This window comes from Pseudomonas sp. PD9R (assembly GCF_019200975.1).
Lineage (GTDB): Bacteria > Pseudomonadota > Gammaproteobacteria > Pseudomonadales > Pseudomonadaceae > Aquipseudomonas.
Window position 1 is genome coordinate 49,684 of the sequence record NZ_JAHTMR010000017.1, and the last position, 15,831, is coordinate 65,514.

Consider the following 15,831-nt stretch of genomic DNA (forward strand, 5'->3'; position numbering starts at 1 on the left):
GCTCGATTTAGAGCGGTCATTAAACCCCGTCACTGCTGATCAGGCCAAGTTTCCAGCAGGGGCGTGCATTTTCGATCAGCGCACCAGGCATGGTCGCTTGTTGTCGAAAGTCCAGCCCGGAATCAGAAACTGCATCGCCACGCTGTCATCCCGCGCACCCAGGCCCATGCCCTTGTACAGCTCATGGGCCTTGGCCAGTTGATCCATATCCAGCTCAACACCCAGCCCCGGTTTCTGCGGCACCTGCACGCAGCCCTCGACGATTTGCAACGGGGCCTTGGTCAGGCGTTGGCCGTCCTGCCAGATCCAGTGGGTGTCGATGGCAGTGATTTCACCGGGCGCAGCCGCCGCGACGTGCGTGAACATCGCTAATGAAATATCGAAGTGGTTGTTGGAGTGCGAACCCCAGGTCAGGCCCCATTCGTGACACATCTGGGCGACACGAACCGAACCCTGCATCGTCCAGAAGTGCGGGTCGGCCAGCGGAATGTCGACCGATTGCAGCTGGATGGCATGACCCATTCCCCGCCAGTCGGTAGCGATCATGTTGGTCGCGGTTTTCAAGCCCGTGGCACGGCGGAACTCGGCCATGACTTCGCGGCCCGAGTAACCGTTTTCCGCGCCGCACGGGTCTTCTGCATAAGCCAGCACTTGGTGCTGATCGCGGCACAGGCGGATGGCTTCTTTGAGTGACCAGGCGCCGTTCGGGTCAAGGGTGATGCGTGCTTCGGGAAAGCGTTCGGCCAGGGCGGTGACCGCTTCGATTTCGGCATCGCCGCTGAGCACGCCGCCCTTGAGTTTGAAGTCCTTGAAGCCGTAGCGAGCATGGGCCGCTTCGGCCAGACGTACCACGGCCTCGGCGGTCATGGCTTTGTCGTGACGCACCCGGAACCAGTCGTTATCAGCATCGGGTTCGCTGCGGTAGGCAAGGTCGGTTTCGTTGCGGTCACCGACATAAAACAGATAGCCGAGCATCTTCACTTCGTCGCGCTGCTGGCCTTCGCCGAGCAGGGCGGCAACCGGCACGTCCAGGTGCTGGCCGAGCAGATCGAGCAGCGCCGCTTCCAGGCCGGTGACGGCGTGGATGGTGATGCGCAGGTCGAACGTCTGCAGGCCGCGGCCACCGGCATCGCGGTCGGCGAAGGTCTGGCGGACTTGATTGAGAATCTTCTGGTAAGTGCCGATCGGGCTGCCAACCACCAGGCTGCGTGCGTCTTCGAGAGTCTGGCGAATGCGTTCGCCACCCGGCACTTCGCCGACGCCGGTGTGGCCGGCGTTGTCTTTGAGAATGACGATGTTGCGGGTAAAAAACGGGCCGTGGGCACCGCTCAGGTTGAGCAGCATGCCATCGTGGCCGGCCACCGGAACAACCTGCATGCTGGTGATGATCGGGGCTTTGGCAGTTTCTTGTAAGGTCATTTTTGTTTTCCTTTCAACCGTGCTCTTGAATGAGTGTTCAGGCGTGATGGGGCGCTGGTTTGCCCGGAGCAGTGACAGGTGCGGCTTTGGGGTTGTTGCGTGCAGCGAAGACAATGATCGCGGCGATGATCGAGGTCGCGGCCAGGCCGTACAGCCCGCCTTGAATCGAGCCGGTACGCTCTTCCAGCAAGCCGAAGGTGGTCGGCGCAACGAAACCGCCGAGATTGCCCACCGAGTTAATCAACGCGATCACCCCGGCAGCGATGCGCGCATCCAGATAAGCCTGGGGAATAGGCCAGAACAACGACGACGCCGATTTGAAGCCCAGTGCAGCAAAGCAGATCGCAACGAAGGCGAAGACCGGCCCGCCCGTGGTGGACATGAACATCCCGGCGGCAGCGATTAGCAGCGCAGCAGCGACCCACGCTTGTTGATGCTTCCATTTGGCCGACAGCGTCGCGAAGGCGTACATGCCGATGATCGACAGCAACCACGGAATCGAGTTGAACATCCCGACCTGGAAGTCGCTGAGGTCACCCATCTTCTTGATGATGCTCGGCAACCAGAAGGTGGCCGCATAGATGGTCAACTGAATGAAGAAGTAGATCAGGCAAAACAGGATGATCTGCCGGTCCTTGAGCAGCTTGCCCAGCGATGGCTTGATTGGCGTCGCCGCTTCGCGAGCCAGTTGTTCGTCGTCGATGGTTTTGACAAGCGCATCCTGTTCTTCAGGGGTCAGCCATTTGGCGTCATGGGGTTTTGAGTCCAGCCAGAACCAGACGAACACGCACAGCCCGACCGAGAACATCCCTTCAATGAAGTACATCCACTGCCAACCGTGCATGCCGAAGCCGTTGATTTGCAGGAGCAGACCGGACAACGGGCCCGAAATCAGCGATGCAACCGCCGAACCGCTGAGGAAAATCGCAATCGCCTTGCCGCGTTCCACGCCGGGCAGCCAGCGAGTGAAGTAGTAGATCACTCCAGGAAAGAACCCGGCTTCAGCCACGCCCAGCAGAAAGCGCAGGACGTAAAAGTGGGTTTCGTTCTGGATGAACGCCATGGCCGCAGCCACCAGGCCCCAAGTCAGCATGATGCGGGTCAGCCAGATGCGTGCGCCGACTTTTTGCAGAAGGATATTGGACGGGACTTCGAACAGCGCGTACCCGATGAAGAACAGGCCTGCACCGAGGCCGTAGGCGGCAGCGCCAATGCCCAGGTCGTGCTCCATGTGGGCGCGGACGAAGCCGATGTTCACGCGGTCAATGTAGTTGACGATGAACATGATGACGAACAGCGGCAAGACGTGGCGTTTGACTTTCGATATGGCGGACGTCAGGGCCGAATCGGCACCCTTGTCCATCCCTGAGATGGATGTATTCACTGCGTTTTCTCCCACTCGTTATTTTTATGCGGGGTGTGACGGGATGCTGCGTTGTTGATAGACATCATACAACTAGATTTTTTTGACGTGCAATAACTTTCGTCCAGCAAAATGGCGCTTTGTTCGACGGTTGTTATACTTTTCAGAGGAGGTGGCGTTGGTTGTATGGGCGTTTTTGCGCCTGTTGTTGAGTGTTGTCATACAAGCTGATCGATGTTTTGTTGAGATTCCAATTGAGCGCAATGCTACGATTCCGCTAGCTCTGCCTTTGGATGATCGCTATGCAAGAAGACCTCGACGCACCTGCCCGCAAGCGCAGCCATAACCTGGCCCATGACCTGGTCGCCAAACTGACCCAGAGCATCCTGCTCGGGCAGATGTCGCCCGGCGACAAGCTGCCGTCGGAGAACACGATCGTTCAGGAACACGGGGTCAGTCGCACCGTGGTGCGCGAGGCGATCTCGAAGTTGCAGGCGTCCGGGCTGGTGGAAACCCGCCACGGCATCGGCACCTTCGTGCTGGAGCGTGCGCCGGAGCAGGGCTTACGGCTGAATGTCGATACCGCGCTGGGGGTGCGCAGCATTCTGGAGTTGCGCATGGGCCTGGAAACCCAGGCCGCCGCGCTGGCCGCCACTCGCCGCACGGATCAGCAGTTGGTGCAGATGCGTGAAGCGCTCGACGACTATCAAAGCCTGCTGGCCAATAACGACAGCTGCGTCGAAGCTGACCGGCGTTTCCATCTGTTGATCGCCGAAGCCACCGGCAATGTGTGTTTCACCGAAATCATGCAACACCTGGGCAGCGCCATGATTCCGCGAACCCGGGTCAATGCGACCGAGCGCGGCGCGGTGGACCTGAGCAAGCTCGGAGAATTGGCCAACCTTGAGCATGAGGCGATTCTCAACGCCATCAAACGCCAGGACCCGGACGCAGCGCGGGCGGCGATGTGGCTGCACTTGACCAACAGTCGGGACCGTTTTTCGCCGAGCTGATAGTCAGTGAAATCGAGTCATCGTTCTTCGCGGGCAAGCCTCGCCCCTACTCGATTCGACACAAATCCAGTAGGGGCGAGGCTTGCCCGCGAAGAGGCCAGTTGCCTTAGCACAAATCAACCATCAAACACTGGCCGCTCGAACCACCACCACGCGCCGCTCCAGATTCAACGCCAACACGCTGATCAACACCACCAGCGCCCCAACTCCCACCATCAGTGTCGGCTGCTCACCCAAGCCAACGGACGCAATCGCCATGGCCGTCGGGGGCACCAGATACAGCGTCATCGTCGCCCGACTCAAATCCACATGCGCCAGCACATAGGCCCAGGTCAAATAGGCCAGCGCGCTGGGAAAAATCCCCAAGGCAAACACCGCCAGTTGCACTCGCAATGGTGCGTTGGCGACTTGCTCCACCAATCCAGGCAGGAACATCAGCAGCAACAACGTCCCCGACCAAACCGTGTAACAGACCAGCGTCAACCCGTCGTAGCGACCGGTGTGATGTTTTTGCAGTGCGAAATAGAGACTCCAGGACAGCGCCGCCAGCAGGATCAGCAGGCCGTGGGCATCGATGCTGCCCAAGCCATGATCGCCCGCCACCACGATTACCACGCCCAGCAGTCCGAGCAGCACGCAACACCAGCGCCAGACGCTCACCCGGTCCTTGAACACAAAACGCGCCAGTAGCGTGCTGAACAGCGGTGTCGACTGTGCCAATACGCTCGACGCACCGGCACTCACACCTTGCTGGCCGAAATTGATCGCCACGTGATGCAGGCTCACCGCAAAGAAACCCAGCCCCAGCAGCAGCGGAATGTCACGAAGGTTCGGTAGGCGAATGCCCCTGAACACCGCGACTACAGCCATGAACAGCGATGCCAGCAAAAAGCGCAGCAGCGCCAGATGCACCGGATCATAAGCTTGCAGGCCGATGTGGATGCCGGTCGGGGAAAAGCCCCAGCAAGCCACGACAAACGCCATGGCCAGAATGATTTTCAAGGGAGAGCCGGGGGCGGGCGAAACGGAGTTCATGATCGTGCACCGGTAGGCAAGTGCATTGAGTATCAGAAACCGGATCGTTCTCCACAACTGACTTATACTGCGCCAACTGTTCACTTTGGGTGATGTATGGAGTTGTCGCAGATTCGCATGTTCAAGACCGTGGCCGAGGAAGGCAGCATTGCCCGTGCCGCCGAAATGCTGCATTGCGTGCCGTCAAACATCACGGCACGGATCAAGTCGCTGGAAGCGGAGCTGGGTGTCGCGCTGTTTCTGCGCGAAGGTCGCGGTTTGCGCATCAGCCCGTCGGGCCAGACGTTTCTGGCCTATGCCTCGAAAATCCTGGCCCTGACCGCAGAGGCCAAACGAGCAGTAGACCCTTCGGCCGAGCCGTCCGGGCCGTTGCGCATTGGTGCCATCGAGTCCTCGGCCACCGGGCGCCTGCCGCGCCTGCTGGCGAAATTCCACAAGCGCTTCCCGGCGGTGGCGCTGGAGCTGACCACCGGCACCTGGGGCCAGTTGCTGGATGACACGCTCAACCATCGGCTCGACGGCGCCATCGTCGCCGTGGATGTCGAGCGCTCGCACCTCAAACGCACACCGATGTACCGCGAAGACCTTCTATTGATTGCTTCGACATCGTTGGGGCTGGTGCGCGACATCACGGATTTGCACGACAAGACACTGTTCATGTGGCCTCAAGGTTGTCCGTACCGGGCGGCGCTGGAGCATTGGTTATTACGCCAAGGGCAAGCGCTGCCGATTGTCAGCCTGGCCAGTTACGGCGCGATTGTCGGTTGCGTCAGCGCCGGGGCCGGCGTGGCGTTGGTGCCCAAAGGCGTGTTCGATCAATACGCCAAAGGCGCCGGTTGTGTCGGTTATGAGTTCCCGGAGCTGACCGCCATCGAAAACCTGTTTTACTGGCACGAAAATGCCGGCGTTCACCCGGCGCGAGAGGCGTTTGTGGCGATGTTGCGCGAAGAATTCGCCTGAGCCTCTGTAGGCGTTGCCGAAGGCTGCGATTTTTTGATCTTGAAAAAAGCACAATCAAAAGCTCGCAACCTACGGCAGCTCCTACAGGGGTAAGTGTTAGCCCGAGGGTTTGTTTATCTGCATCTATGCTTGATGAACAACCGGATGGCACTTGCGATCACCGTGGCGGCCTAAGGCGTCAGGGCGCAACTTTTGCGTTATGGCGGACTGACATGGATCGGACATGAACGAAGAGACGCTACAGGATAAATCGCTGTCGATTTTGCTGGGACTGGTGAGTGTCGCCTTCATCTGGATTCTGCTGCCGTTTTACGGGGCGGTGTTCTGGGCGGTGATTCTCGGCATCCTCTTTGCGCCTCTACAGCGGCGGATGCAATTGAAGTTCGGCTGGCAACGCAATGTGACATCGCTGCTCACCCTGAGCATTTGTCTGGTGATCGCGATCCTGCCGGTGATCATCCTCAGTGTCTTGCTGGTTCAGGAGGGGGCTGCTGTTTACAAGAGCATCGAAAGTGGCGAGCTGGACATTGCAGGGTATGTGACGCATTTTAAGCACAGCCTGCCGCCGTACTTCCAGCACTTGCTGGACCGCTTCGGGGTGGGCGAATTGAACGGGCTGCGGGAGAAAATCATCAAGAGTGCGGTGACAGGCAACGAGTTTGTCGCCACGCAGGTCTTCAGTGTCGGTCAGGGCACGTTCGATTTTGTGGTGAGTTTTTTCATCATGCTCTATCTGCTGTTCTTTTTTCTGCGGGATGGCGCGGAACTGGCACGTAAGGTTCGCTCTGCTGTACCGCTGCAGGAACACCAGAAACGCCGTCTGCAACTGAAATTCAATCGCGTGGTGCGGGCCACCGTGAAGGGCAACCTGCTGGTAGCGATCACGCAGGGGGCATTAGGCGGTTTGATTTTCTGGTTTCTGGACATCCCCAGTGCTTTGCTCTGGGCGGTGTTGATGGCGTTTCTGTCGCTGTTGCCAGCAGTGGGCGCGGGGATTGTCTGGGCACCTGTGGCGGCGTTTTTCCTGTTTACCGGGGCCATCTGGCAGGGCGTTGTGCTGGGGCTGTTCGGGGTTTTCGTGATTGGCCTGGTCGACAACGTGCTGCGGCCAATCCTGGTGGGCAAGGATACCAAGATGCCGGACTATCTGATCCTGATCTCGACCCTCGGCGGCCTGGCGATTTTTGGCCTTAACGGCTTCGTCATCGGCCCGTTGATTGCTGCCCTGTTCATGTCGAGTTGGGCCATTTTCATCGAAACCAAACCGCGGGTTCAGTTGCCTTAGGCGCTGAGTTTGCCTGCCTGGTCTGTACCGATCCGCTGGGAGAGCGCCTTGGCGGCCGGAAGTGAGGTGAGCGGACCACTGATCTGTTCGCCGTCCTTGACCAAATACCAGCAAGCGAGCAATCCCAGCTCTCTAAGAGGGGCGGGAACGGCGCTGCCGATAACGGACATAATCTGAACTTGAGACATCATAAGGACCTCCATCGATCTATGGAGCTACCTTAAGGTCGCGGCGATTTTTCCGATAATCACCCTTTTCGATAGTGGTCATTGATGCGATTGGGGCCAACGAACCGTCTGTCGGTCAGTCGACCACCTGATCGAGCATATGCACCACTTCCTGCTCATTGAGCAGGCCTTTGCGCACCAGGTTTTGCGTCAGCAGCGAGAGGAACTTGGCGCTGCGGTGGCCTTCCAGATGTTTGAGTTCGGTCAGGGCGTTGTACACCTTGCTGGAAGTGCACAGGCCGACAATGCGGTGCGGGTTTTGCGTGGGCATGAGGTCGTCCTTGTTGTTTTCAACCTGTGTTGGCGGACAGGCCCAAGCTTGCGGGCCTGATATGACATAAACATGACGGTCGCCCCCAAAGCGACCAGTGAGTCAATCTTGCCAACTTCAATTGCAGAAACTGTCCCGATAGCGACACTGGCGAGAGGTATCCAGACCTGTGTCGACGAACGGCCACAAAAAAGCCCCGCGGGCGAGGCGGGGCTAGATGCGGTTGTTACCAGCGGCCATAACCGTGGGGAGGGCCGTAGTAGCCGCGTGGCGGGCCGTAGTAACCACGCGGTGGACCGTAATAAACCGGAGGCGGGCCGTAATAGACAGGTTGTTGCACATATACCGGCGCCGGCTGGTAATAAACCGGTGGCGGCGGCGCGGCATAAACCGGCTGCTGCTGGACGTAAACCGGTGGGGGCGCGGCGTAGACCGGGCGGTTACTTTCGATGATCGCCGAGCCAATAATCGCAGAGCCGACGAGCGCGCCAAAAACCGCCGGGCCTTGCCAATAATTGCCACCACCACCATGGGCTTGCGCCTGGCCTGCGATAGCCAGAGCACCAATCAGCAAGGCAACTGTGGGGATTTTGCGGATCATGATAATTCCTCGGTTCTTCAACCCGGCGCTTGGATCTGCAATAGACCCAAGGATGTCGCGGGGATACTTCTAAGACAGCGTTTTTTTGAAAATCAGCACAGACGCTAGGTAAATTTTGTGTAAGGTCTGTACCGGCTTGCTTACGGTCGCTTGATGCCGCGTGCAGGCTTGGGAATATGATCGAACAGAACACGATGGGCTGGCTAATCCCGTCCATCCGAAAGTGTAAAAAGTAGGAGCTTCACGTGCAGATGAATCCCAACAGAGACACCCAGCTGTGCATGTCCCTCTCCGGGCGCCCCGGCAACTTCGGCTTGCGATTTCACAATCATCTGTATGAACAACTGGGGCTGAATTTCTATTACAAAGCCTTCAGCAGCCAGGATCTGCCCGGTGCCGTCGGCGGTATTCGCGCCCTGGGCATTCGTGGGTGCGGCGTGTCGATGCCTTTCAAGGAAGCCTGCATTGCCCTGGTCGATGAGCTGGATGCCTCGGCCTCCGCTATTCAGTCGATCAACACCATCGTCAACACCGACGGCCATCTCAAGGCCTATAACACTGACTACATCGCCATTGCCCAGTTGCTGGAAGCCCACGCCGTGCCCAAGGACACCACCTTCGCCCTGCGCGGCAGCGGCGGGATGGCCAAGGCCGTGGCCAGTGCCCTGCGCGATGGCGGTTACAAAAAAGGCCTGATCCTGGCCCGGAACGAGCGCGCTGGCCAAGCCCTGGCTGAAGTGCTGGGCTACTCATGGCAAGCAGAATTGGGCCCGCAGCGCCCACACATGTTGATCAACGTAACGCCGATCGGCATGAACGGCGGCGCGGAGGCTGATCAACTGGCGTTCGATGCAGACGCCATTGATGCAGCAGCGATTGTCTTTGATGTGGTGGCGATTCCCTCGGAAACGCCGCTGATCGTGCGCGCCCGTGCTGAAGGCAAGCAAGTCATCACCGGGCTGGAAGTGATCGCGATCCAGGCGCTGGAGCAGTTTGTGCTTTACACCGGTGTACGACCGACTGACGAGCAGTTTCAGAAAGCGGTGGCGTTTGCGCGCGGCTGAAGTCGCTAAAGATCGCAGCCTGCGGCAGCTCCTACACTGTCACCAAACACCGTGACCGAGGTTTTCATGCATCCGCGCATTCTCAATCTGGATAAGGTCAAACTCGAACCGTTACCCGAGGCTTTTGCCCCGACCGGCGAAACGGCCGGGCGCTATCAACAGCGTCAGGCACGCATTGGCCAGCAACTGGGCGCGCAGAAGCTCGGTTATCGGTTGTACGCCCTGGAGCCGGGTATGCGTGGCAGCCCGTTTCACAGCCATCGGGTCAACGAAGAGATGTTCTACGTGGTGGCCGGGGAAGGCGAAGTGCGTCTCGGCGCCGAACGTTTCCCGATCCGTGCCGGTGACGTGATCGCCTGCCCGCCGGGCGGTCCTGAAGCGGCACATCAGATCATCAATACCAGCACCACAGAGTTGCGTTACCTGGCGGTCAGCACCCAGCAGTCACCGGAAATTTGTGAATACCCGGATTCCGGAAAATATGCGGTGATGGACGACTTCAAGGTGGATGCCGACGGCAATGCTTCGGGGTTCGTCGCGGTTGCCCGGCAGGCTGATGGGGTGGATTACTGGGACGGTGAATAAAATCACCGCAAAACCCCTGTAGGAGCTGGCGCAGGCTGCGATCTTTTGATGTTGTTTTTCAAGATCAAAAGATCGCAGCCTGCGGCAGCTCCTACAGGACTATTCCAAACGTGCCAATCGCTCTTCCAGCGCCGCAATCCGCGCTTCAAGCTCTTCTATCCGCTCCACGGAAACACCGCTACCGCCGCCACGCTCCACCGGGTTTTGCCGTGCCGCTAGGATCACCTCGATGTCCGCCGGATCGCCCAAGGCATGCATATAGCGGTCTTCACGCTGACCCGCCTGGCGCGGGATCAGCAGTGCCAGCCCCCGAGCAATCAGGCGCTCCAGCTGATGCACCACCTGTTCGGCATCTTCGAAGTCATGCATGCGGCCGCTGCGCGTCAGCAATTCATTGACCGTCTGCGGACCGCGCAAAAACAGCAGCCCCGCCAGAATCACCTGCGCCGGCACCAGCTCCAGTGCCTTGTCGACCTTATGCTCCCAGCGATCTGCACGGCTGCCCATCACCAGTTTGGTGAAGCCGCGTCCTTCGAGAGCGCGCAGGCTCTGACCGACCTGGCCCTGGGTCAAGTTCATCACCGGTTCGCGGCTGGTTTTCTGATTGCAGGCAATCACCAGCGCGTTGAGGGTCAGCGGGTAGGTTTCCGGGCTGGTGGCCTGCTTTTCGATCAAGGAGCCCAGAATGCGGATTTCCGTGCTGTTCAGGCGCGGTTCGTCGAAAGTCTGTTCTTGCTCAGTATTCATGGCTCTGCGTCCTTACCCGGATTCATGATGTTCTCTGGTGTGGAGGCACTTTAGATCGCCATGCGCCAATGGCAATAGAATTCGTTGCTCATGTTCTGAAACATTGCTGAACGGATAAAAAAGAGCCGTTTCGGGAGGGGCGCGCATGGCTATAATCGGCCCACGTTCCAAAGCCGATCACCTGCAGGATCGAGCTTGCTCGCGATGAACTCAGGCGCAACGCGTTCATCCAGACTGGACGCGTTCGTTAACGTCCATCGCGAGCAGGCTCGCTTCTACAGATGCACATGACCCACGTTCCCTCCACACGAGACTGCCATGACCATTTCCCTGTACGACGCTTCCGTTCCTGTTTTCAAGCAAATGCTCAACGCCCTGAGCGATGTGCTGAACAAGGCCGAAGCCCACGCCACGGCCAAGAACATCGATCCGAACGCTTTCCTGCAAGCCCGTCTGTACCCCGACATGTTCCCACTGGTGCGTCAGGTGCAGATCGCCGTTGATTTCGCCAAGGGCGTTTCTTCGCGTCTGGCCGAAGTTGAAGTGCCGAAGTACGAAGACACCGAAACCACCTTCGCCGAGCTGCAAGCGCTGTTGAACAAGGTTCTGGCTTACATCGGCGAGATCAAGCCAGAGCAGATCAATGGCAAGGAAGGTATCGAGATCGTGACCCGTCCGGGCACGCCTAAAGAGAAACGCTTCAGTGGCCAGGCTTACCTGCTGAGCTACGGCCTGCCGCAATTCTTCTTCCACGTCACCACCGCTTACGCACTGCTGCGTCACAACGGTGTGGAAGTCGGCAAGCGCGATTTCATGGGCGCGTTCTAAACCGCCCAGGTACAAAAAAGCCCGCCAAGGTTTGCGCCTTGGCGGGCTTTTTCATGAGAATCAAAAGATCGCAGCCTGCGGCAGCTCCCACAGGAGAACGCATTCCAATGTAGGAGCTGCCGAAGGCTGCGATCTTTTGATCTTTTTAAGCCAATCGTTGGGCTTTCTGTTCTTCACCCAGGCAAGCCGCTGCTGTGAACAGCACATCGGTGGACGAATTCAGCGCGGTTTCCGCCGAATCCTGCAACACACCAATGATGAAACCAACCGCGACCACCTGCATGGCGATCTCACTCGGGATGCCAAACAGGCTACACGCCAGTGGAATCAGCAACAGCGAACCACCGGCCACACCCGAGGCGCCACAGGCACAAATCGCCGCGACAACGCTCAGCAGAATGGCGGTCGGAATATCCACGGCGATGCCCAGGGTATGCACCGCCGCCAGACTCAGCACGGTGATGGTGATCGCCGCACCGGCCATATTGATGGTCGCACCGAGCGGGATCGATACCGAGTAGGTGTCCTCATGCAGGCCCAAACGCTTGCTCAACTCCAGGTTGACCGGAATGTTCGCCGCCGAGCTGCGGGTGAAGAACGCAGTAATGCCACTCTCACGCAAGCAGGTCAGTACCAGCGGGTACGGGTTGCGGCGCAGTTTCCAGAAGACGATGAGCGGGTTCATCACCAGCGCCACGAACAGCATGCAGCCCAACAGCACGGCCAGCAGATGCGCATAGCCGATCAACGCGCCGAAACCCGAGGTGGCCAGGGTCGAAGCCACCAGGCCGAAGATGCCCAGCGGTGCGAAGCGAATCACCAGGCGCACAATCACGGTCACGCCGTTGGACAGGTCACCCAGCACTTCGCGGGTGGTGTCGCCGGCGTGACGAATGGCGATGCCCATGCCGATGGCCCAGGCGAGGATGCCGATGAAGTTGGCGTTCATCAACGCACTGACCGGGTTGTCGACGACGCTGAGCAGCAGGCTTTGCAGAACCTCGCCGATACCACCCGGCGCGGTAACCGCAACATCCTGGGTGGACAACACCAGATTCGATGGGAACATCATGCTTGCAATCACGGCGACCACCGCAGCGGCGAAGGTGCCCAGCAAATACAGGAACAGAATCGGTCGGATATGGGTTTCCTGGCCGTGCTTGTGGTTGGCGATCGAGGCCATGACCAATACAAACACCAAAATCGGCGCGACTGCTTTCAATGCGGACACGAAGACCTTGCCGATAAACGCCGTGGACTTCGCCACTTCAGGTGCGAAGAGGGCCAAGGCAATACCGGCGATCAGGCCGATGATGATTTGCGTAACCAGACTGGTGCGTTTCAGGCGTTGCAGTAGAGAAGGGGGTGAGGCTGTCATAAAACGGCATCTCTGATTTTTTATGTGCAGGGTTTCGCAGGAGTGCAGCAACAAACAGGGCAGGCTGCAGGCAGGAAACCGTGAAGGAGGTGTGATGCCGATCAGCCAAGGGATCTACCTGTGCTGAACCAATCTGTGGCGAGGGAGCTTGCTCCCGCTGGACTGCGCACCAGGCCCATTTGTTGGGGCCGCTTCGCTGCCCAGCGGGAGCAGGCTCCCTCGCCACAGGTTCAGTGTCTCGGCTTGGCCGATCGGCATTAACCACAGGGTGTACGTTTTTCAGGGCGCGGACTTTATCACAGCGTAGGCCTTGTCTTTCAGACCTGTGACGATCTGCCACCCGTGTGTTCAACGCGATTTGCAGGTTCGTGCAACCGCGTCCGGAAACACTCTGTTAAGATTCGCCATCCTCATCTTCATGTTCTGCCAGTGGGCCTCCGGGCTATCGCTGGTGTCGTCGTTTTTCTGGAGTTCTGCATGCTGTTGCCCATTCTGCTGTTGTCCGCCGCCGGTTTCACGGTGCTGACCACGGAATTCATCATCGTCGGCCTGTTGCCGGCCATTGCCCGTGACCTCGAAGTCAGCATCCCGCAAGCGGGCCTGCTGGTGACCCTGTTTGCCTTCACCGTCGCCGCGTTCGGGCCATTCCTCACCGCGTACTTCGCCCGCTTCGAGCGTCGCAAGCTGTTCATCACGATATTGATCATGTTCGGCCTGGCCAACACCCTTGCGGCGTTCGCACCGAACATCTGGGTCATGGCAATTGCCCGGTTGATTCCCGCGCTGGGCTTACCGGTGTTCTGGGCGCTGGCCAGTGAAACGGCGGTGGACATCGTCGGGCCGGATTATGCCGGACGCGCCATCGCCAAGATCGGCTTCGGCATCGTCTGCGCCACGGTGTTCGGCATTCCGGTGGGCACGCTGATTTCCGACGCATTCGGCTGGCGCAGTGCCTTTGGCATTCTCGCGTTCATCGCGTTCGCCAAGGCGTTGTTGTTGTTTGTCTACCTGCCGAAAACCAGCCTGCACCAGCATCAGGTGAGCTTGCGTTCGCAGTTCAAGATCCTGCGCAGCCCATTGATGGTCGGCCATGTGGTGCTGTCGATTGTGGTGTTCAGCGGCATGTTCACCGCCTACACCTATCTGGCGGACATCCTTGAACGGCTGGCCGGATTCGACGGTACGGTGGTTGGCTGGTGCTTGATGGGCTTCGGCGCGGTCGGGCTGATCGGCAACTCGCTGGGAGGTCGCGCGGTGGATCGTCACCCGCTGATTGCTTCGATGATGTTCTGCGCCTTCATGATTGCCGGCCTGGTGGCGTTGGTGCCGAACATTCATTCGCCGCTCGGTCTGGCGGCGGCGATGGGCATCTGGGGCGTGACCCAGGCCGCACTGTTCCTGGTCAGCCATGTGCGCTTGATGAAAGCCGCGCCCGAGGCCCCGGCGTTCGCCGCATCGCTGAACATCGCCGGGGCCAACCTCGGGATTGGCCTCGGTGCCATGATTGGCGGTCGGGTGATCGACAGCGTTGGCCTGCAAGGCCTGGGTTTCGCGGCGGCTGGTTTTATCCTGGCTTCGATCCTTTTGGCCATCGCGTTGATGACGTTCAAACCGCGTGAAGTCTGCGCCTGAGGCATCACAGTTCGGTAAACAGCTCGCGCCGGGCACCTTCGGTAATGGCGACAATGCCAGGGTGCTTGACCTTGCGTTCCACTGAAATGGCGTAGAACGACTCCGTCACCGCGTCGGTCTGGCCAATCACCTCCACGCCATATTGGCGTTTCACTTCATCGGCGATCACGCTGGGGCCGATGAATATCCCGCTGCCGGATTGCCCAAAGGCCTGCATCAAGGCGCTGTCGTCGAACTCGCCAACGATGCGCGGCTGGATCTGCTGTTCGGCAAACCAACGCTGCAAGCGGCTACGCACCACGGTTTCCGGCCCCGGAATCAACAGCGGCGCGCCTTTCAAGTTGCGGGGAAAGTCCTGGCCGTAGAGTGTTGCCAGTTCGGCGGTGGCGAAAAAGCTGATCCCGCATTCACCGAGTTTCTGACTGTAACCCTTGATGTCGAGGTGCGACGGCATCGGGCTGTCGGATATCACCAGGTCCAGGCGCTGGATGGCCAGGTCGGCAAGCAGGCGTTCGAGTTTGTCCTCGCGACAGGTGATGCGCAGTGGTTCGCTCAATTCCATGGTCGGCGCGATCAGTCGATAGACGATGGACTTGGGCACCACGTCGGCCACGCCCACGCGGAACAGAATCTGCTGTTCATTGGGTTGCGCACGCAACATCAACTCCAGTTCGCCGCCTAGCTGAAACATCTGTTCGGCATAGGGCAGGGCCTGGCGGCCGGCTTCGGTGAGTTCCAGTTGCCGGCCAACCCGCCGAAACAGCTCAATGCCATAGGTTTGTTCCAGCAACGAAATCTGCCCGCTGATGGTTTGTGGTGTCAGGTTCAGTTGTTCACAGGCGCGCACGATGCTGCCGGTCTTGGCCACTACCCAAAAATAATGCAACTGCCGGTAATTCAACATGTTGCTTGTATCCCCTGTGTAGGAGCGTGTAGGAGCTGTCGAGTGCAACGAGGCTGCGATCTCTCGATCTTGTTTTTAAAAAATCAAAATCAAAAGATCGCAGCCTCGTTGCACTCGACAGCACCTACATGAAGTGGGTTGTCTGGATTCGTAAAAACCGAAGTATATACTGTAAAAATACGAATTTTCCTGAAGTGTTTGCCTCCCTAGAATGCGTCGCTATCAACGGGCCATCGTGTTGGTCCCGTTCGTTCTATCGAGGGAGGCATCATGAAGCTTAAAACCACGGCGCTGCTGTTCACGTCTTTACTGGTATTGGCCGGTTGCGACCAGGCTGAAAAAAGCGCTCAGCAACTGATGGGCAAGGCTGCCGAAAGTGCCAAGCAGGCAATCGACGACACCCACAAAGCCGCCGAGCAAGCCCTCAGTGACGCCGCTGGCGGGCTGGTCAGCAAAAAAGAACCATCGGATAAAGACGCGGAAAAAACCGAATCTTCGTCCCAGGAAATCTAAACCGAA

General features: G+C 58.7%; 17 protein-coding genes. 8 read left to right on the top strand and 9 right to left on the bottom strand.

Annotation, left to right across the window (positions count from 1 at the left end):
* Positions 1 to 75 precede the first annotated feature (75 nt).
* The gene (gene gudD / locus KUF73_RS25900; protein WP_218440835.1) at positions 76 to 1,419 is read right to left on the bottom strand and encodes a glucarate dehydratase; all 1,344 of its coding nucleotides are present in this window, start codon (positions 1,417 to 1,419) and stop codon (positions 76 to 78) included.
* 37 nt (positions 1,420 to 1,456) lie between these two features.
* The gene (locus KUF73_RS25905) at positions 1,457 to 2,803 is read right to left on the bottom strand and encodes an MFS transporter (RefSeq protein ID WP_218440836.1); all 1,347 of its coding nucleotides are present in this window, start codon (positions 2,801 to 2,803) and stop codon (positions 1,457 to 1,459) included.
* A gap of 281 nt (positions 2,804 to 3,084) precedes the next feature.
* Between KUF73_RS25905 and KUF73_RS25910 the strand changes: the two genes are divergently transcribed.
* Positions 3,085 to 3,795 (top strand): FadR/GntR family transcriptional regulator, encoded by a 711-nt coding sequence (locus KUF73_RS25910; protein ID WP_218440837.1) that lies wholly within the window; start codon positions 3,085 to 3,087, stop codon positions 3,793 to 3,795.
* Between the two features lie 123 nt (positions 3,796 to 3,918).
* Here the strand turns inward: KUF73_RS25910 and KUF73_RS25915 are convergent, their stop codons facing one another.
* Positions 3,919 to 4,830 (bottom strand): DMT family transporter, encoded by a 912-nt coding sequence (locus KUF73_RS25915; protein ID WP_218440838.1) that lies wholly within the window; start codon positions 4,828 to 4,830, stop codon positions 3,919 to 3,921.
* 96 nt (positions 4,831 to 4,926) lie between these two features.
* On the opposite strand from KUF73_RS25915, the gene KUF73_RS25920 reads away from it, so the two are divergent.
* Together KUF73_RS25920 and KUF73_RS25925 are read left to right on the top strand one after the other, a co-directional pair.
* Positions 4,927 to 5,790, top strand: coding sequence for a LysR family transcriptional regulator (locus KUF73_RS25920; protein ID WP_218440839.1), 864 nt, complete (start codon positions 4,927 to 4,929; stop codon positions 5,788 to 5,790).
* A 223-nt stretch (positions 5,791 to 6,013) separates the two neighbouring features.
* A complete protein-coding gene (locus tag KUF73_RS25925) occupies positions 6,014 to 7,075 on the top strand; it encodes an AI-2E family transporter (protein WP_218440840.1) in 1,062 nt (353 codons plus the stop codon).
* Here KUF73_RS25925 and KUF73_RS25930 read toward each other — a convergent pair.
* The 3 genes from KUF73_RS25930 to KUF73_RS25940 form a co-directional block, all read right to left on the bottom strand.
* Positions 7,072 to 7,263 (bottom strand): hypothetical protein, encoded by a 192-nt coding sequence (locus KUF73_RS25930; protein WP_218440892.1) that lies wholly within the window; start codon positions 7,261 to 7,263, stop codon positions 7,072 to 7,074. The two genes, KUF73_RS25925 and KUF73_RS25930, sit on opposite strands and share 4 nt — an antisense overlap.
* 115 nt (positions 7,264 to 7,378) lie before the next feature.
* On the bottom strand, positions 7,379 to 7,573 hold the full coding sequence (locus KUF73_RS25935) for a hypothetical protein (protein ID WP_034149937.1): 195 nt from the start codon (positions 7,571 to 7,573) through the stop codon (positions 7,379 to 7,381).
* A 226-nt stretch (positions 7,574 to 7,799) separates the two neighbouring features.
* The gene (locus KUF73_RS25940) at positions 7,800 to 8,174 is read right to left on the bottom strand and encodes a hypothetical protein (RefSeq protein WP_218440841.1); all 375 of its coding nucleotides are present in this window, start codon (positions 8,172 to 8,174) and stop codon (positions 7,800 to 7,802) included.
* A gap of 245 nt (positions 8,175 to 8,419) precedes the next feature.
* On the opposite strand from KUF73_RS25940, the gene KUF73_RS25945 reads away from it, so the two are divergent.
* Positions 8,420 to 9,238, top strand: a complete 819-nt coding sequence (locus KUF73_RS25945) for a shikimate 5-dehydrogenase (RefSeq protein ID WP_218440842.1) — start codon at positions 8,420 to 8,422, stop codon at positions 9,236 to 9,238.
* A 66-nt stretch (positions 9,239 to 9,304) separates the two neighbouring features.
* Positions 9,305 to 9,823: a cupin domain-containing protein gene (locus tag KUF73_RS25950; RefSeq protein ID WP_218440843.1), complete on the top strand. Its 519-nt coding sequence runs from the start codon at positions 9,305 to 9,307 to the stop codon at positions 9,821 to 9,823.
* Positions 9,824 to 9,922: 99 nt separating this feature from the next.
* On the opposite strand, the gene KUF73_RS25955 is transcribed toward KUF73_RS25950, so the two are convergent.
* A complete protein-coding gene (locus KUF73_RS25955) occupies positions 9,923 to 10,570 on the bottom strand; it encodes a YceH family protein (RefSeq protein WP_218440844.1) in 648 nt (215 codons plus the stop codon).
* Positions 10,571 to 10,888: 318 nt separating this feature from the next.
* Here KUF73_RS25955 and KUF73_RS25960 point away from each other — a divergent pair, with 318 nt between their 5' ends.
* On the top strand, positions 10,889 to 11,398 hold the full coding sequence (locus KUF73_RS25960) for a DUF1993 family protein (RefSeq protein WP_218440845.1): 510 nt from the start codon (positions 10,889 to 10,891) through the stop codon (positions 11,396 to 11,398).
* Between the two features lie 145 nt (positions 11,399 to 11,543).
* Here the strand turns inward: KUF73_RS25960 and sstT are convergent, their stop codons facing one another.
* Positions 11,544 to 12,776, bottom strand: coding sequence for a serine/threonine transporter SstT (sstT, locus tag KUF73_RS25965; RefSeq protein ID WP_218440846.1), 1,233 nt, complete (start codon positions 12,774 to 12,776; stop codon positions 11,544 to 11,546).
* A gap of 477 nt (positions 12,777 to 13,253) precedes the next feature.
* Between sstT and KUF73_RS25970 the strand changes: the two genes are divergently transcribed.
* Complete coding sequence (locus KUF73_RS25970; RefSeq protein WP_218440847.1) at positions 13,254 to 14,408, top strand: MFS transporter; 1,155 nt, start codon at positions 13,254 to 13,256, stop codon at positions 14,406 to 14,408.
* Positions 14,409 to 14,412: 4 nt separating this feature from the next.
* Here the strand turns inward: KUF73_RS25970 and nhaR are convergent, their stop codons facing one another.
* On the bottom strand, positions 14,413 to 15,312 hold the full coding sequence (gene nhaR, locus KUF73_RS25975) for a transcriptional activator NhaR (RefSeq protein WP_218440848.1): 900 nt from the start codon (positions 15,310 to 15,312) through the stop codon (positions 14,413 to 14,415).
* Positions 15,313 to 15,582: 270 nt separating this feature from the next.
* Here nhaR and KUF73_RS25980 point away from each other — a divergent pair, with 270 nt between their 5' ends.
* Positions 15,583 to 15,825, top strand: coding sequence for a hypothetical protein (locus KUF73_RS25980; RefSeq protein ID WP_218440849.1), 243 nt, complete (start codon positions 15,583 to 15,585; stop codon positions 15,823 to 15,825).
* Positions 15,826 to 15,831: the final 6 nt, after the last annotated feature.

What these genes read in the sequence shown, in the direction of transcription:
- KUF73_RS25955 (WP_218440844.1), bottom strand. Translation starts at nt 10,570, where the DNA reads ATGAATACTGAGCAAGAACAGACTTTCGACGAACCGCGCCTGAACAGC.
- gudD (WP_218440835.1), bottom strand. Translation starts at nt 1,419, where the DNA reads ATGACCTTACAAGAAACTGCCAAAGCCCCGATCATCACCAGCATGCAG.
- KUF73_RS25915 (WP_218440838.1), bottom strand. Translation starts at nt 4,830, where the DNA reads ATGAACTCCGTTTCGCCCGCCCCCGGCTCTCCCTTGAAAATCATTCTG.
- KUF73_RS25925 (WP_218440840.1), top strand. Translation starts at nt 6,014, where the DNA reads ATGAACGAAGAGACGCTACAGGATAAATCGCTGTCGATTTTGCTGGGA.
- KUF73_RS25920 (WP_218440839.1), top strand. Translation starts at nt 4,927, where the DNA reads ATGGAGTTGTCGCAGATTCGCATGTTCAAGACCGTGGCCGAGGAAGGC.
- KUF73_RS25980 (WP_218440849.1), top strand. Translation starts at nt 15,583, where the DNA reads ATGAAGCTTAAAACCACGGCGCTGCTGTTCACGTCTTTACTGGTATTG.
- KUF73_RS25970 (WP_218440847.1), top strand. Translation starts at nt 13,254, where the DNA reads ATGCTGTTGCCCATTCTGCTGTTGTCCGCCGCCGGTTTCACGGTGCTG.
- KUF73_RS25930 (WP_218440892.1), bottom strand. Translation starts at nt 7,263, where the DNA reads ATGTCTCAAGTTCAGATTATGTCCGTTATCGGCAGCGCCGTTCCCGCC.
- KUF73_RS25935 (WP_034149937.1), bottom strand. Translation starts at nt 7,573, where the DNA reads ATGCCCACGCAAAACCCGCACCGCATTGTCGGCCTGTGCACTTCCAGC.
- nhaR (WP_218440848.1), bottom strand. Translation starts at nt 15,312, where the DNA reads ATGTTGAATTACCGGCAGTTGCATTATTTTTGGGTAGTGGCCAAGACC.
- KUF73_RS25940 (WP_218440841.1), bottom strand. Translation starts at nt 8,174, where the DNA reads ATGATCCGCAAAATCCCCACAGTTGCCTTGCTGATTGGTGCTCTGGCT.
- KUF73_RS25960 (WP_218440845.1), top strand. Translation starts at nt 10,889, where the DNA reads ATGACCATTTCCCTGTACGACGCTTCCGTTCCTGTTTTCAAGCAAATG.
- KUF73_RS25910 (WP_218440837.1), top strand. Translation starts at nt 3,085, where the DNA reads ATGCAAGAAGACCTCGACGCACCTGCCCGCAAGCGCAGCCATAACCTG.
- KUF73_RS25950 (WP_218440843.1), top strand. Translation starts at nt 9,305, where the DNA reads ATGCATCCGCGCATTCTCAATCTGGATAAGGTCAAACTCGAACCGTTA.
- sstT (WP_218440846.1), bottom strand. Translation starts at nt 12,776, where the DNA reads ATGACAGCCTCACCCCCTTCTCTACTGCAACGCCTGAAACGCACCAGT.